At 64.1% G+C, this 14,337-nt stretch carries 13 protein-coding genes; 5 read left to right on the forward strand and 8 right to left on the reverse strand.

Annotated features, from left to right (window positions below):
• Positions 1 to 194: 194 nt before the first annotated feature.
• The 5 genes from AC1AX7_RS00825 to AC1AX7_RS00845 form a co-directional block, all read right to left on the reverse strand.
• Complete coding sequence (locus AC1AX7_RS00825) at positions 195 to 428, reverse strand: DUF3046 domain-containing protein (RefSeq protein WP_476508209.1); 234 nt, start codon at positions 426 to 428, stop codon at positions 195 to 197.
• A gap of 44 nt (positions 429 to 472) precedes the next feature.
• Positions 473 to 988, reverse strand: coding sequence for a helix-turn-helix domain-containing protein (locus AC1AX7_RS00830; protein WP_476508210.1), 516 nt, complete (start codon positions 986 to 988; stop codon positions 473 to 475).
• A gap of 98 nt (positions 989 to 1,086) precedes the next feature.
• Positions 1,087 to 1,602: a CinA family protein gene (locus AC1AX7_RS00835; RefSeq protein WP_476508388.1), complete on the reverse strand. Its 516-nt coding sequence runs from the start codon at positions 1,600 to 1,602 to the stop codon at positions 1,087 to 1,089.
• Positions 1,603 to 1,658: 56 nt separating this feature from the next.
• On the reverse strand, positions 1,659 to 2,348 hold the full coding sequence (gene pgsA / locus AC1AX7_RS00840) for a CDP-diacylglycerol--glycerol-3-phosphate 3-phosphatidyltransferase (RefSeq protein WP_476508211.1): 690 nt from the start codon (positions 2,346 to 2,348) through the stop codon (positions 1,659 to 1,661).
• A gap of 121 nt (positions 2,349 to 2,469) precedes the next feature.
• Entirely contained in the window at positions 2,470 to 5,439 is a 2,970-nt protein-coding gene (locus tag AC1AX7_RS00845) for a DNA translocase FtsK (RefSeq protein ID WP_476508212.1), read from the reverse strand.
• A 113-nt stretch (positions 5,440 to 5,552) separates the two neighbouring features.
• Here AC1AX7_RS00845 and AC1AX7_RS00850 point away from each other — a divergent pair, with 113 nt between their 5' ends.
• Positions 5,553 to 6,347 carry a Fic/DOC family protein gene (locus AC1AX7_RS00850; protein ID WP_476508213.1) on the forward strand — a complete coding sequence of 265 codons (795 nt, stop codon included), beginning with the start codon at positions 5,553 to 5,555 and terminating at the stop codon, positions 6,345 to 6,347.
• Positions 6,348 to 6,442: 95 nt separating this feature from the next.
• On the opposite strand, the gene miaA is transcribed toward AC1AX7_RS00850, so the two are convergent.
• Together miaA and miaB are read right to left on the reverse strand one after the other, a co-directional pair.
• On the reverse strand, positions 6,443 to 7,468 hold the full coding sequence (gene miaA, locus AC1AX7_RS00855) for a tRNA (adenosine(37)-N6)-dimethylallyltransferase MiaA (protein WP_476508214.1): 1,026 nt from the start codon (positions 7,466 to 7,468) through the stop codon (positions 6,443 to 6,445).
• Entirely contained in the window at positions 7,452 to 8,906 is a 1,455-nt protein-coding gene (gene miaB, locus AC1AX7_RS00860) for a tRNA (N6-isopentenyl adenosine(37)-C2)-methylthiotransferase MiaB (RefSeq protein ID WP_476508215.1), read from the reverse strand. The genes miaA and miaB overlap by 17 nt, the downstream gene beginning before the upstream one ends.
• 198 nt (positions 8,907 to 9,104) lie before the next feature.
• On the opposite strand from miaB, the gene AC1AX7_RS00865 reads away from it, so the two are divergent.
• Positions 9,105 to 9,845 (forward strand): GTP pyrophosphokinase, encoded by a 741-nt coding sequence (locus AC1AX7_RS00865; RefSeq protein ID WP_476508216.1) that lies wholly within the window; start codon positions 9,105 to 9,107, stop codon positions 9,843 to 9,845.
• Between the two features lie 183 nt (positions 9,846 to 10,028).
• Positions 10,029 to 10,889, forward strand: a complete 861-nt coding sequence (locus AC1AX7_RS00870; RefSeq protein ID WP_476508217.1) for a Bax inhibitor-1/YccA family protein — start codon at positions 10,029 to 10,031, stop codon at positions 10,887 to 10,889.
• 106 nt (positions 10,890 to 10,995) lie between these two features.
• On the opposite strand, the gene AC1AX7_RS00875 is transcribed toward AC1AX7_RS00870, so the two are convergent.
• Entirely contained in the window at positions 10,996 to 11,853 is an 858-nt protein-coding gene (locus AC1AX7_RS00875) for a DUF5067 domain-containing protein (RefSeq protein WP_476508389.1), read from the reverse strand.
• A gap of 260 nt (positions 11,854 to 12,113) precedes the next feature.
• On the opposite strand from AC1AX7_RS00875, the gene AC1AX7_RS00880 reads away from it, so the two are divergent.
• Together AC1AX7_RS00880 and AC1AX7_RS00885 are read left to right on the forward strand one after the other, a co-directional pair.
• Entirely contained in the window at positions 12,114 to 12,440 is a 327-nt protein-coding gene (locus AC1AX7_RS00880; protein ID WP_476508218.1) for a hypothetical protein, read from the forward strand.
• 1,193 nt (positions 12,441 to 13,633) lie between these two features.
• Positions 13,634 to 14,326: a response regulator gene (locus tag AC1AX7_RS00885; protein ID WP_476508390.1), complete on the forward strand. Its 693-nt coding sequence runs from the start codon at positions 13,634 to 13,636 to the stop codon at positions 14,324 to 14,326.
• The last annotated feature ends 11 nt before the right edge of the window (positions 14,327 to 14,337 follow it).

Genomic DNA, 14,337 nt, shown 5'->3' on the forward strand with positions numbered 1-14,337 from the left:
CCGCCGAATCGGCAAGCCCGGAGGGCACATGTGGTCGAATGGACGCCATTTCGACACGCCGAGAACGCAAAACCGTTGGCTTTTCAGGCCTTGCGACCCAAGCTCCGGTTCACTCCGCATCGGCATGCGTGGTTCCGTTGTGGATAACCATACATCATGATGCGAACATTTGTTCGAATATGCGTGTTTCGCATTCAGCGCACCGGCATCGGAGGCGCGGCATGGTCGCTTCCCCAACGCCGAGAGTCCGGAACGTCCATCTGATCGCACAGCACGTTCCAAACCACGCGGGGCTCCTCCCCCGCGGCCAGCGCCTCGACGACCGTCATCCCCTCAAGACGGTCCAACCGCTGATCGCTGGCGAGGCTCCGGCCGTATACGCGGCCGAAGACCTCTTCCAGCAATTCCCAGAATTCACGTTCACGCATGACACCGTAGTGTACACGCGCGCCGTGCACCTTGGCGCCTTCCCCTACGCCTTGACCTCATCCAGATAATCGGCGACCTTGCGCAGCATCTGGGCCGTGCTCAGCCCCAGGGACTTGGAGATCGACGACAGCAGCTCGGAGCTGGCCTCCTTCTGCCCGCGTTCGACTTCGGAAAGATAGCCGAGCGACACGCCGGCCTTCTCGCTGACCTCGCGCAGCGTCTTATGGTCCTGGGTGCGCAGATCACGCAGGACACGGCCGATCGCCTCACGCAACGACATGTCCTTCTGCTCCGTCGCCGTTTCGGTCCGACGGGGCGCGGCCGCACGCGTCGATGCCACGTCGGAATCCTCTTCCTGCCACATGCGGCTCAACGCGGCCTGACGCTCGTCCTTCGCCTTCCTGGCGGCCCTTGCACGCAGCACCTGCTGCTGGGCGAACATCACGGCACGCCGCTGGGCCGGCGTCAATTCACGCATACGCGCGGGGGCGGGACGTGAGACGGCCGCCGCCTTCTGCTGCATTTCAGCCTGTTCCTTGGTGAGCGTCATCATGTCCATGCGGATACCCTCCTGATCGGTTCGTGCTCTGCACTGTCGCCTTGCCATTCCTAACTAGGTCAACACCGGCCAGAAGAAAAGTATTCCTGTGAATACGCTCACAATACGCTGACGATTTGCAAAACGCGCAATACCGTACCCAACCGGACAAGCTCGCGGTCGCCATGAAGACGAAGCTCATGGGCCTCAACATGAGGCTCCGCCCCGCAAGCGGCACCCTCGGGCATGCACACGCCGACATACACCAGTCCGGCGGGCTTGTCGCCGTCGGGGCCGGGACCCGCGACCCCCGTGGTGGACAGGCCCAGAATCCCGCCCCCGTATTCCGGCTGGGCATACAGCCGCGCGGTTCCGGCCGCCATCTGACGGGCCACTTCGGGATGCACCGCGCCTTCGCGCCTCAGCAGATCCGCGTCCACGCCCAATACCGACGCCTTCGCGGCGATGTCATAGGTGACGGCCGAGCCGAGCATCACCCTGGAAGCGCCGGGAATGCGGATGAACGCGTCCGCCAGCAGGCCGCCGGTAAGGGATTCAGCACAGGCGATCTTCCAATCGCGTTTCACACAGGTTTCAAGAAAGGCCGAAGCCATCGCGTCGCATTGCGCGCGCATGGCTTCGGCCGTCATCGTCCGTTCGGATTGCATGTTATGCCGTTCGATCCTCGATATCAGTTCCCGGCTTTCGATTTCGCCGCATTGCGGGGCCCGAACACGCCGATCAGATATTCCGCGCCGGAATACAGGCACAGCACCAGCGCCACGTAGATCAGAATATAGACGAGCGCGTAATAGCCGGTCATCCACAGCGGCGTGGTCTGACGGATGTCGAACGACCACACCGGCAGCAGCAGGCCCGCCAGACCGACGCACTGCGTCAGCGTCTTGTATTTGCCGGCCTGCGAGGCCGCAATCACCTTGCCGCCGGTATCGATGACGAAGAAACGCATTATGGTGATGCCGAGTTCACGGATCACGAACAGGGCGGTCACGATCCAACCGACCACGATATTGCCGAATTCGTTGAAGGCCGCCGCCACGATGAGCGTGCCGCAGATCAGCAGCTTGTCGGCGATCGGATCCATCAGCTTGCCCAATTCGGTGACCTGATTGTATTTGCGGGCCATCCAGCCGTCAAGCTTATCGGTGGATGCGGCGATGATGAAGATGATGGCCGCAGCCCAGCGCAGCGGCAGCTTGCCGGTATCGGGATCGTCGGGCGACCCGATGCCCCACGGGCCTGCGGCGATGTACAGGCCAAGGAAGATCACGACCAGCACGATACGCGAATACGTGACCAGATTCGGCGGCGCATTCCAGCCATCAAGCAGCGATGATTTACGTTCTGTTTGCTTTTCCATACCGTTCACGTTACCTCGATAACCCTACCTTGCGATGACGGCTCCCCCGTCATCCGCCCGAGCATCCGCCAAGCCATCCGCCTATAGCAGGCAGGAATCGCCGGCGGAATCACGGAAAACGTCAGATTTCCCCGACGCCGTCGCCTTCACTTGAAGCCGAGGAGGTCAACGACGTGGTTTCGCCGCGGATGAACGCCAGCACCTGCGGCAGATCCTGCGGCTGCACCAGCACTTCGCGGGCCTTGGAGCCTTCCGAGGGGCCGACGACACCGCGTGATTCCAGCAGGTCCATCAGTCGACCGGCCTTGGCGAAGCCGACGCGCAGCTTGCGTTGCAGCATCGAAGTGGAGCCGAACTGCGTGCTGACGACCAGTTCGGCCGCCTGAAGCAGTACGTCCATGTCGCCGCCGATGTCTTCGTCCGGCTCGACCGCGCGCTTCTCCGCCTCCTTGGCCATCTGTTCGATGTCCTCGCGGTAATGCGGCTTGCGCTGCGTGCGCACGAATTCGACGGCCTTGCGGATTTCGGACTCGTTCACCCACGCGCCCTGCACGCGGATCGGCTTGGCCTGCCCCATCGGAAGGAACAGCGCATCGCCTTGTCCGATCAGCGTTTCGGCGCCGGTGGTGTCGAGAATGACCCGTGAATCGGTGGCGGACGATGTCGCGAACGCCAGTCGGGATGGGATGTTCGCTTTGATCAGGCCGGTGACGACGTCGACGGACGGGCGCTGCGTGGCCAGGACCAGATGCACGCCGGCGGCGCGCGCCAGCTGCGTGATGCGCTGGATGGAGCTTTCGACATCGTTTTTGGCGACCATCATCAGATCCGCCATTTCGTCGACGACGACCAGCAGATACGGATACGGCGCGACCTTGCGGTTCGAGCCTGCGGGCGCATGCACTTTGCCGGCGCGCACGGCTTCGTTGAAGTCCTTGACATGCCTGAATCCGAAGAATTCGAGGTCGCTGTAGCGCGCGTCCATTTCCTTGACCACCCATTCGAGGGCCTGCGCGGCTTTTTTCGGATCGGTGATGATCGGCGTCAGCAGATGCGGGATGCCCGCATACGCCGACAATTCCACGCGCTTGGGGTCGACCAGGATCATGCGCACCTGTTCCGGGGTGGCGCGCATGATGATCGAGGTCAGCATCGAGTTGACGAAGCTTGACTTACCGGAGCCGGTGGCGCCGGCCACCAGCAGATGCGGCATTTTGGTCAGATCGGCCGTGACGAATTTGCCTTCCACGTCCTTGCCTATGCCGGCCAGCATCGGGTTGGCGTCGCCCACCGCCTTGTCGGAGCGCAGGACGTCGCCCAGATGCACGATTTCCCTGTCGACGTTCGGGATTTCGATGCCGATGGCCGATTTGCCCGGGATCGGGCTCAGGATGCGCACATCCGAGCTGGCCACCGCATAGGCGATGTTCTTCTGCAGATTGGTGACCTTTTCGACCTTGACGCCCGGTCCCAATTCGACCTCATACTGCGTGACGGAAGGTCCGCGCAGGAATCCGACGACTTTCGCGTCCACGTTGAACTGCTGGAAGGTCGAAGTCAGGGCACGGATCACGTTGTCGTTGGCCGGGGTGCGCGTCGCATGCGGCATGCCTTTGGCCAGCATGCCCAGGTCCGGCAGCCGATACGGCGCTTCGATCCCCGGACCCGAGGCCGGAGCCCCGACGCCTTGCAGGGAAACGGCCGATGCGCCGGCCGCCTCATCGAGGATCTCGCCGGTCGCGGGGTCGACGATCATCGACGAGGCCTCATCGACCATGCCGTTTTCGGCGATGGCGCCCCAGGGGTCGTCGCCGAGCGCTTCGGACGGCACCGGCGCATCGGCGCCCGTCATGCCGCCGGCGGGCATCATCCTGGTGCGGCCGTCGGCGGCTCCGGCAAACGCCGCGTCCGATGCGGCGTCCGGCGAAGTCGCGGACGCCGACGACGCCGTTCGCGGCGAAGAGGCGACCGTACGCCCCGCGGCGCCGGCAGCCGCGGCGATGGCGGCGGACCGTCCCGCGACGTCATACGCATTGCCGCCGGCCGAGGACACCACACGCCCGCCCGGCTGCGCCGTATCCAGCAGCGACGTTTCCGCGGCGTCACCATGCCGGCTTGCCGCATTCGCGAACGGGTCGTCGCCCGCATACCGGTCCAACGAGGGATCCTGCGCGTCATCGCGCCCCCCGCGCCGCTTCGCGAACAGGCGGGCCAGCAGTCCCGGCTTACGCGCCTCGATCCGCCGATCCCCGTCCTCATCGGAGCCGTCATGCGATGGCACGCCTTCGGCGAAGGACAGCGTCTCGTCGCCCATACGCACTTCGTTCGGGAACTGCACGGTCTCGTCATCCGAGGCCGCCTTCACGTTCCCCGTCTCGGCGTCGCGCGCGTCATGCGCGATGCCGAGACGCTCCCGCGCCGCGGACAGGTGTTCGGGGATCTCGGTCACATGCGTACGCGTGATCAGCAGCATCGCGAACAACGCGACGACGACGAAGACCACGATCGCAAACGCTTTTGAAAGTCCCCAGGCCAGCGGGGAGCCGAGCACGAATCCCAGCAATCCTCCCGCTTGCTGCAGGACGGCGATGTCGAAGCCCTGCACGTCCGACGCGATGACGACGTCGATGATCGAGCACACCGACCACAGCAGCAGAAACCAGCCGGACACCACGCTGGAATTGCCGGATTCCTTACCGGAATTGCGCATCAGACGAATGGCCACGATGGCAAGCAGCACCGGCAGCACGACGCTCATCACGCCCAGAAGACCCGACGCCAGGCCATGCAGGAACACGCTGATCGCGCCATCGACGCGGAACCATTCCGACGCGCAGAAGAACACGGCGCACACCAGCATGATGAAGCACAGGCCATCGCGCCGATAGGCGGGGTCGTACCGCCCCGATCCGGTGACGGACCGCACCATGCCGCCCAATGCGCGCGGTACGGCCAGCAGGGTCTTCTTCCACCACGGCTCATGGTCCGGCTGCACGGAGGCGGCGGGTTTCGCGGCCTTGGCCGACGTGGAACGCCTGGGTGCGCCCGCATTCGAGGATTTCGTGTTTCGCGACGATGTTGTTTGTGCCATAACGGCTTAGATTCTACCCGACCGTGGTTATTTTCATCGGGCCCGCCGCAACACGTTTCGCCGGCCGGACACGTCATGCCGCCGGCGCGGTCGATTGCGGCTACCATGGGAACATGACACCAGCCGAACGTGCGAGCGCAGTCGCATTCGCTTTGAAGAACTGCGCATTGGAAGCGATGACCCCGGGCGAAGCGACGATGCTCGCCGCGACGCGATACGAACATGGCGACATCGATGTGAGGGCGCTGATCGAGACGGCCGACGATGAGGTCGCCCGACTGGCTTCGTCGATCGCGAAGCTGGCCGACGGCAGTCTTGACGATCATGCGACGCTATACGCGTCCAGCGTGTTCGCGCGTACGGTGCTGCTGGCGGAACGCCGATGGCGCATGTCGGGCGATCTGGACGAGCTGACCGCGATTCATCGGGGCCTGTTCGACGGCGTGTTCGCCGATGCGGGGCGCCTGCGCGTATCGGACACGACGCGTCAGGCCACCGACGACAAGCGGCGCGCCCATGATCCGGAGGCCTTCTTCCCCGCTTCGCTCATTGAGACCGGCGCGCATAACATCGCGTTGGAATTGGCCGACAAACGCAATCTGCGCTGTCTGGACCGCGATGATTTCGTGCATGGGCTCGCCACGGTCTATGACGAATTGGGCTATCTGCATCCTTTCCGCGGCGGCAATGCGATGACGCTGCGCATATTCGCCTCCCGTCTTGCGCATGATGCCGGCTGGGACCTCGATTGGGGCCCGGTGACGCGCGAAGGCTACAAGGAGGCGAAGCATGCGGCGTATCGCGGGGATACAAGCGGCTTCGAGCGCCTGTTCGTCTCCATCGTGAGGCCCGTGAATCCCACACGTGTGTTCCTGATCGCCGGCTGGGATCAAGGGCCCGCGCACTGATTGCGGAGACCTGCCCGATTACGGAATCGGTTGGATCCGAACAGCGTTATCGTCCGCTTCGGATCCGGCCGGTCGCATCGCCCGTCCGATCGGTTTCAGCCGATATCGCCCAGATGATGCTGGACGTATTCGTCGGCATGCGCGTCGATGGCGTCGTAGTCGCCCGCATCCGCATGTTCGATGATGGCCAGCGCGTTGTCGAGCAGTTTCGGATTCAACGCCTGCAGCCAGTGGATGCGCGGGTCGCGGCCGAACCAGCCCATCTGCTTGCGGGCCAGACGCTTCGTCTTCTGCGCGATGTCGGCGCATGTCTCGTCCAGGTCGCGCAGGCCGTCCAGATGGTCGATGACCTGCTGGTAGCCCAATGCGCGCGCGGCGGTGGTGCCCAGATACGGGCGGATGCGTTCGACCTCCTCGACGAATCCTTCGTCCATCATGCGCCGCGTACGGATGTCGATGCGGCGGTCCAGTTCCTCACGCGGCAGGTCGAGGCCGATCTGCACGGTCGGAATCACATACCGGTATCGCGGCAGGTTCGCCGAATACGGCTGGCCCGTCACTTCGATGACCTCAAGCGCGCGTATCGTGCGGCGCGGATTGCGCGGATCCATGTGGGACGCCGCTTCGGGATCCTTCGCCTTCAGTTCGTCGAACAACGCTCCGGCGCCTTCCGTGCGTTCACGCTCCTCCAATCGCGCGCGCACCTGCGGATCGGTGCCGGGAAAGGAGATGTCGTCGATGGCCGCGCGCGCATACAGACCGGATCCTCCGACCAGGATCGGACGGATGCCGCGTGACCGCAGATCATGGATGCACTCACGCGCCATCCGTTGGAAGCGCGCCACCGACATGGTGTCGTCGGGATCGATGACGTCGATCAGATGATGCGGCACGGCGGCCTGTTCTTCGGCGGTGGCCTTCGCGGTGCCGATGTCCATGCCGCGATACATCTGATAGGTGTCGGCATTGACGATCTGCGCCGCCTCGCCGCGCGCCGCCAGGGCTTTTGCGATGGCGACGCCGAGACCGGTTTTGCCTGATGCGGTGGGCCCGACGATGCTGACGACGCGCGGCGCCGGCGAGGCGTCGCGCATCGGGGAACGCTCAGTGACGGATGTCATAGGTCTGGCCGTTCTTCGGATCGGGGTCGGCGATCAGATTATGACGTCCGGCATGGGTGACGGTCGCGGTGACGAAATCGCCGATCCGCGGCGCCGGACAGCCTTCCGGAACGCCGATGTGCACCAGCGTGCCGGTGCGTTCGCGGCCGGTGTAGCGATGCGTCGCGGCGTCCTTGCGCCCCTGCGTTCCGGTGATCATCACTTCGACGTCGCGGCCTTCGAAGGTTTTGAGATTCTCTTCGGTGATGCGCTCCTGCAATGCGACCAGACGTTCCAGACGGTCCTGCGCGACTTCATGCGGCACCTGTTCCATCGTCGCGGCGGGCGTGCCGGGGCGCGGCGAATAGATGAACGTGAAGGCGGAGGCGAAACGGGCCTCTTCCACGATGCGAAGGGTTTCCTGGAAGTCCTCCTCGCTCTCCCCCGGGAATCCGACGATGATGTCGGTGGAGACCTGCGCGTCGGGCATCGCTTCGCGGATCTTGCCCAGAATGGTCATGAACTTCTCGGCACGGTACGAACGGCGCATTGCGCGCAGAATGCGGTCGGAGCCGGACTGCAGCGGGAAATGCAGCTGATGCATGACGTTCGGGGTCTGCGCCATCGCCTCGATGACGTCATCGGTGAAGGCCGCCGGATGCGGCGAGGTGAAACGCACACGTTCCAGGCCTTCGATGTCGCCGCAGGCGCGCAGCAGCTTGGAGAAGGCGAAACGGTCGCCGATGCCGTAGCCGAAGGAGTTCACGTTCTGGCCGAGCAGCGTGACCTCCTTGGCCCCCTCGTCCACGCATTGCCGGATCTCGGCGAGGATGTCTCCCGGACGGCGGTCATGCTCCTTGCCTCGCGTGGTCGGCACGATGCAGAACGTACAGGTGTTGTTGCAGCCGACGGAGATCGCCACCCACGCCGACACCTTGGAGGCGCGCACGGTGGGAAGCTGGCTGGGGAAATAGCCGAGGTTCTCCTTGACTTCGACCTGCGCGCGGCCCTCCAGACGCGCCTGGTCGAGCAGACGGGGCAGCGAGCCGATGTTCTTCGTGCCGAACACGGCGTCGACCCACGGCGCCTTCTTCGCGATCTTCTCGCGGTCCAGCTGCGCCATGCATCCGCCCACCGCGATCTGCAGGTTCGGATTGCTGCGCTTCATATCCGCCCACAGGCCCACGGTGCCGTACATGCGTTCGGATGCGTTCTCCCGCACCGCGCATGTGTTCATGACGATCAGGTCGATGTCCTTGTCGGCCACCTGCTTCTCGGTGGCGGGAACATAGCCGTCCTCCTCCAGAACGCCCGCGATGCGTTCGGAATCATGCACGTTCATCTGACAGCCGAGCGTGTGGATGTGGTATACGCCTTTGCCACGCAGCGGGGCGGCGCCTTCGACGTGTTCACCCGGTTTCGAGGCGCGTTCGTCCTCGGTCATCATGTCTTCATTCATGCGTCCCATGCTAACGTCAGGGGCGGTACAGGCGACTCCACCCCTACCGTCGCCATATCCGCCGGGACGCATCGCGTCGTCCCCGGCCTTTCGGGCCCGCCGGAAGGTCGCCGAAAACCGTCGGACGGCCGTCCGAAACCATGCGGAATCATCCGCGACCCAGCTTTTTCCCAGTTTATCAGCAGCATGTTGGCTAATATGGGCAATGTGATACTTGACAGACAAAGCCGCATCAATACCACGGACCTTTCGGCAAGGCTCAGAGGCATGGCCGAAGGCGGTCATATGTTCTCCAACGAGCAGATCACCGAATTCATCGATCTGATGCAGGTGTATGAGGGTGCGATGTATGAGATCAGCACCAAATTGGAGATTCTCGATTCGGAATTCCGCGTGCGCTTCTCGCATAATCCGATCCATCATATGGAGCGCCGGCTGAAGTCCACGCAATCGATTTTCGGCAAGCTGCAGCGCAAGGGCCTGCCGTTGGAGATCACTTCCATACGCGACAACCTGTTCGACGTCGCCGGCATCCGCGTCATCTGCAACTACCGCGACGACGTGTATTCCGTATCGAACTATCTGTCCGCGCAAAGCGACATCCAGGTGCTGCGGGTCAAGGATTACATCAGGAATCCGAAGCAGAACGGCTACCGTTCGCTGCACGTCATCTACGCGGTCCCGGTGTTCCTGTCCTCCGGCGCGCATTACACGCCGGTCGAAGTGCAGTTCCGCACCATCGCCATGGACTATTGGGCGAGCCTCGAGCATGCGTTGCGCTACAAGACCGACCTGCCCGACAACAAGCTCGCCGAGCATTCGCAGACGCTGCTCGACTGCGCCCGGTCCCTGCAGAACATCGAGACGCAGATGCAGAACATCCACCGCGACATCAACGGCGCGCCGCAGGTCGGCGAGGCGCCGAAAGCGGACCACTGATTCCTTCGCGTCGAAGCATTCCGCATGATTCCGACGCGGAACGGACGGAAACGAAAACCACACGGGCGCCGCGGCACCGTGACGCCCACGGCATAGGACGCCGGTCTTCACCGGTTTTCCCGACCTTCATCGTCTACGATGAGACGCACGGATACCGGCCCGCCGGCAGATCAAGGAGCAACCATGACATTCGGACAGCAGCCCCGGGGCGACAACGGCCCCGGCAACGGCTTCAACGACAGCCAATATCAATATCAGTACAATGCGCAGCAGCCTTACGGCCAGCAGTCCTACGGCCAGTTCCAGCAGAACGGCCAGTACGGCTACGTCGCGGCGGCTCCGGCCATCGACGCGCAGACCGCGTACGCCTACGAGCGCGCCCAGCGCGTATCCGTCACCAAGGCCTACGGAGAGATGACGCTCGGCCTGCTGCTGACCGCCGTGGTGGCGATCGCGACGCAGGTCAGCGGCCTGTATATCGCGTTCATCCAGACGGCCGGCGTCCTCGGCATCTGGGGCTTCGCCATCATCCAGATCGTGCTGGCGGTGTCGCTCAGCGCCCGCATCCACAGGATCAGCGTCGGCGCCGCCCGCGCGATGTTCTATGTCTATGCCGCGCTGATGGGCGTGACGCTGAGCACGATCTTCAGCGCCTATGACCTGGGCACGATCGGCATCGCGCTGGCGTTGTGCGCAGGCTTCTTCTTCGCATTGACGATGTTCGGCATGACCACGAAGATCGACATGCTCAAAGCCGGCCCGATCCTGCTGGTCGGCCTGATCGTGCTGATCGTCGCGCAGGTGGTGCTGATGATCTTCTTCCCCGGCGACACCGCGCTGATGCTGATCTCCGCGCTCGGGCTGGTCCTGTTCGCCGGCATGACCGTCCATGACGCGCAGTTCACGCGCGCGGCCTTCCAGCAGTATGCTTCCGCCGGCCCGGAGATGATCCGGAAGATCTCGATCGTCTGCGCGCTGAACCTGTATCTCGATTTCATCAACATGTTCCTGTATCTGCTGCAGATGCTCGGCAATCGCGAATAGTCGCGCGGCCGCCGAACCATGACAATGAAAAGGCCCGCACAAGCGTCACGCTTGTGCGGGCCTTTTCATTGTCATGCGGCTTCGCCATGGCGGAGCCGCAAGCCCGTCACAGCTCGAAGGTGTGGCCGACCTTGGCGTCGTCAAGGGAGAACAGCGCCGCCAGTTCCACATCGACCGGCGAATCGTCCTTCAACACGTAGCCGATCGTCGCCGTACCGGTCGCTCCCGGTTGCAGTTCGGCATATGAGGAGCCGGAATCGTATCCGGCCGGATCGGTGCCGTATACGGCCATTTCCAGTTCCTGTCCGTTCTGGAAGGCCGAAGCCTGCAGCACGCCCAGGAACGACGCGTTCTGGTCGGAATTGTTCGTCCACGTATACGTCACCAGCACGGTGGGCCGGCCTTCATAATCATTGTCGCTGCGCGCCGCGGACGTGATCGCGACATGCGTATTGGCGAGATCGCCTTCCGTGTCCTGCATGCCGGAGGCGCCGTCGGATTGCGCGGCGTCACCCGGGGTCGCGGCGTCGTCGGCGTTCTGTGCATCATCCTGCGTATCCTGCCGGCTGATCGCATTGCCGTTCACCGCCTCGTCGATGGCGTCGACGGCGGCCTGCTGCATCGCCAGCGTGATCACGATGGACAGCACCGACAGCGCCGCGGCGACGACGGCGAGCGCCTTGCCCTGCTTTTTGCCGCGGAAGGTGCCCACCAGGGCGATGATCGCGAGGACCGCGCCGATGAAGCCCAGGACCGTGGCGATGTTGTTGATGATCGGGATGAAGCTCAGCGGCAATGCGATTATGCCGAGGACCAGGCCGATGATGCCGCATATCGTGATGTGCCGTGGCTGCTGCGGATCCGGTTGTGCGGGCTCCCGCCGAGGCGCGCCCGGCTGCATCGGCATGCCGGTTTCCTGCGGGGCGTTCGGCTGCGTCGGCGAACCGGACTGGTTGTTGGGCATGGTCATGTTGTTCTTCCTTCTCCGTTATGCTCTCCGCTATGCTTTCGTGATGTTCGGAAACTCGGGACATAGCGTTTGGGTGCATGGCGCGGGCCATGATGCGCCGGGAATGGCGTCATGCCTTCGAATATATGGCGGGCGGCCCGAACGCGACAGTGGACGAACGGCCATGCTTTCCTGCCCTATCGGGCATGGGCGCGGGTCGGAACACGCCCTGATGGACAATGGCGTGACGCCGGCGCATGCCGATAATGGTTGCTATGAGCAATATGAGGCCCTCCATGCCGCCATTCGCAGCGAAGCCGTACGGACCGGACCGTTCCGCGCCTTCCGCGCATTCCGCGGCGTCGGTCGAGCATACGGTGGAAGTGCCGGTGCGCACACGCCAGTGGTGCACCGCGGTCATGGTGCCGTGCGCCAGCGTGATGTCGCTTGTGCAGTTGTCGTTTCATGCGCAAAGCGTGCCCGAGAACCATCCGTATTTTCTGTGGATGGTGTTCGGCACGTTCATGGCCTTGTGTTCGGGCATGCTGCTGGTGGCGCGTTCCGCATGCCCGCAGACGGTTTTTGGGCGTCCGTGGCGTTGACGCTGCTGTTTCCGTTCGATTCCATGCTGGCGCTGATGGCGATGACGGCGCTGCTGGCACGCCGCGCGGGCAAGACGGTAACGTTCCGCACGATCATCGTCGGGGCCGCGACGACGTTGTTTTCGCAGGTGCGTGATGCGCTGCAGCCCGCTGGCTCCTCGCTGTGGCATGAGATCTTCGCCGTTCCCGATACGGGAGGCGTGGGAGAGCCCGGGCTGGCGATGATGGCCGATGAGACGACCATCACGGTAACCGCCATCGTCGCGGCGTTGGCGATGACGGCGATCGCGACGCTGGCCGGCCTGCATATTCGTTCGCATGCGACGTTGCAGACGACGCAGGCGAAGGCCGGCGCCGCCGCCGACCATGCGGCGGTGTTGCAGGACGATCTGAACAACCAGCATCTGGCGGACGCCATTGCCGCGGAGGCGCATGATACGTTGGCGCATTCGCTGTCGCTGCTGGCCCTGAACGCGAGCGCGCTGCAGACGCAGGCGTCAAAATTGGCGTCCTCCATCGACGCTGCGGCGCAGGACGAGGACGAAGCCGATGAAACGTCCCGGGATTGGCGCAGCGACGCGCAGTCCCTTGCCCTGACCGCGCGCGACATCCGACGGCAGGCCGCCGGCGCATTGGACGAGGCGCACGGCATCATCGATATGCTACGGCATCCGGAACAGGCGCGCCTGCAGCTGGCGCCGTCGGATGAGACGTCGCTGACGCGCGAATCATTGGAAACGTTGATCGGCGACGCGCGCGCCGCCGGCATGGGCATCGACACGTGGATCGACATCCGGCAACTCGGCGGCCTGGATGAGCGCATCGGCAAAATCGCATATCGCGCCGTGCAGGAAGGTCTGACGAACGCGCGGCGTCATGCGCCGGGTACGCCGGTGGCCCTGCAGATCGACGCGTCGCCTCAGCGGGGAGTGCTGATTCACGTCAGCAATCCGACGGCGTCGCCGAACGGTGACGCGGACCGTGAGGGGGCGTCCCCGCGCGGAAGCAGGCGGAAACCGGCGGCAACGGTTTGCCCGGGCTTGCCGCGAGGGTGCAGCAGATGCAGGGCACATGCCGATACGGTTGCGACGATCGGGCGACCTTCCATCTGGAAATCCGCCTGCCGTGGCTGGCCTCCCCGGACGGGACCGACGCCGAAGCCGCCGTTCCGGGCACGCCGTCGGACGGCTACAATGGGACGCGTGCCAGGAGAGAGCAGCAAGCCGATAACGGTCAGCATCGTTGATGACGATCCGATGATCTGTCAGGCGATGCGTCTTATTCTTACCGATTATTCCGAGGGACGCGTCGTCGTCGCATCCACCGCGACGAATGCGCGGGACGCGATCGCCCACGCGAAGGACGAGCAGCCGGACGTGGCGCTGATGGACATCGCCATGCCGGATATGGACGGCATCGAAGCGACGCGGCGGCTGCGCGCGCTCCCCCACGCCCCGCATGTGCTTATCCTCACCTCGCTCAGTCCACGCAACACCGTCGAAAAAGCCGTCGAGGCCGGCGCCGAAGGATTCGTGTCGAAGACCGACGCCCCTGAAGACATCATCCGGCGCATCATCGGCGTATGCGAGGGCGACCCGCAATTCAATCCCTCCAGCCAGCGCCAGCTTATCGGAGACCTCAACAGGCAACGCCCCCAATCGCGCCGCGACGAGGCGCGCGCCCTGTTGGACGCCCTGCCCGAACGCGAGCGCGAAGCGGTGCTGCTCGCCGCCGAAGGCTTCACCAACGCCGAGATCGCACAGCATATGTTCATCTCCGAACGCACCGCGAAGGCGCACCTGTCGTCCGCATCCGACAAATTATGCATGGGACGCGTGCAGATGGCGCGTCTTGTGGAACGCGCCGACCTGCCGCGATCATCGTAGAAGCCTTCGCC

Source organism: Bifidobacterium sp. LH_449, from assembly GCF_056356755.1.

What these genes read in the sequence shown, in the direction of transcription:
- AC1AX7_RS00825 (WP_476508209.1), bottom strand. Translation starts at nt 428, where the DNA reads ATGCGTGAACGTGAATTCTGGGAATTGCTGGAAGAGGTCTTCGGCCGC.
- AC1AX7_RS00830 (WP_476508210.1), bottom strand. Translation starts at nt 988, where the DNA reads ATGGACATGATGACGCTCACCAAGGAACAGGCTGAAATGCAGCAGAAG.
- AC1AX7_RS00835 (WP_476508388.1), bottom strand. Translation starts at nt 1,602, where the DNA reads ATGCGCGCGCAATGCGACGCGATGGCTTCGGCCTTTCTTGAAACCTGT.
- pgsA (WP_476508211.1), bottom strand. Translation starts at nt 2,348, where the DNA reads ATGGAAAAGCAAACAGAACGTAAATCATCGCTGCTTGATGGCTGGAAT.
- AC1AX7_RS00845 (WP_476508212.1), bottom strand. Translation starts at nt 5,439, where the DNA reads ATGGCACAAACAACATCGTCGCGAAACACGAAATCCTCGAATGCGGGC.
- AC1AX7_RS00850 (WP_476508213.1), top strand. Translation starts at nt 5,553, where the DNA reads ATGACACCAGCCGAACGTGCGAGCGCAGTCGCATTCGCTTTGAAGAAC.
- miaA (WP_476508214.1), bottom strand. Translation starts at nt 7,468, where the DNA reads ATGACATCCGTCACTGAGCGTTCCCCGATGCGCGACGCCTCGCCGGCG.
- miaB (WP_476508215.1), bottom strand. Translation starts at nt 8,906, where the DNA reads ATGAATGAAGACATGATGACCGAGGACGAACGCGCCTCGAAACCGGGT.
- AC1AX7_RS00865 (WP_476508216.1), top strand. Translation starts at nt 9,105, where the DNA reads ATGGGCAATGTGATACTTGACAGACAAAGCCGCATCAATACCACGGAC.
- AC1AX7_RS00870 (WP_476508217.1), top strand. Translation starts at nt 10,029, where the DNA reads ATGACATTCGGACAGCAGCCCCGGGGCGACAACGGCCCCGGCAACGGC.
- AC1AX7_RS00875 (WP_476508389.1), bottom strand. Translation starts at nt 11,853, where the DNA reads ATGCCCAACAACCAGTCCGGTTCGCCGACGCAGCCGAACGCCCCGCAG.
- AC1AX7_RS00880 (WP_476508218.1), top strand. Translation starts at nt 12,114, where the DNA reads ATGAGCAATATGAGGCCCTCCATGCCGCCATTCGCAGCGAAGCCGTAC.
- AC1AX7_RS00885 (WP_476508390.1), top strand. Translation starts at nt 13,634, where the DNA reads ATGGGACGCGTGCCAGGAGAGAGCAGCAAGCCGATAACGGTCAGCATC.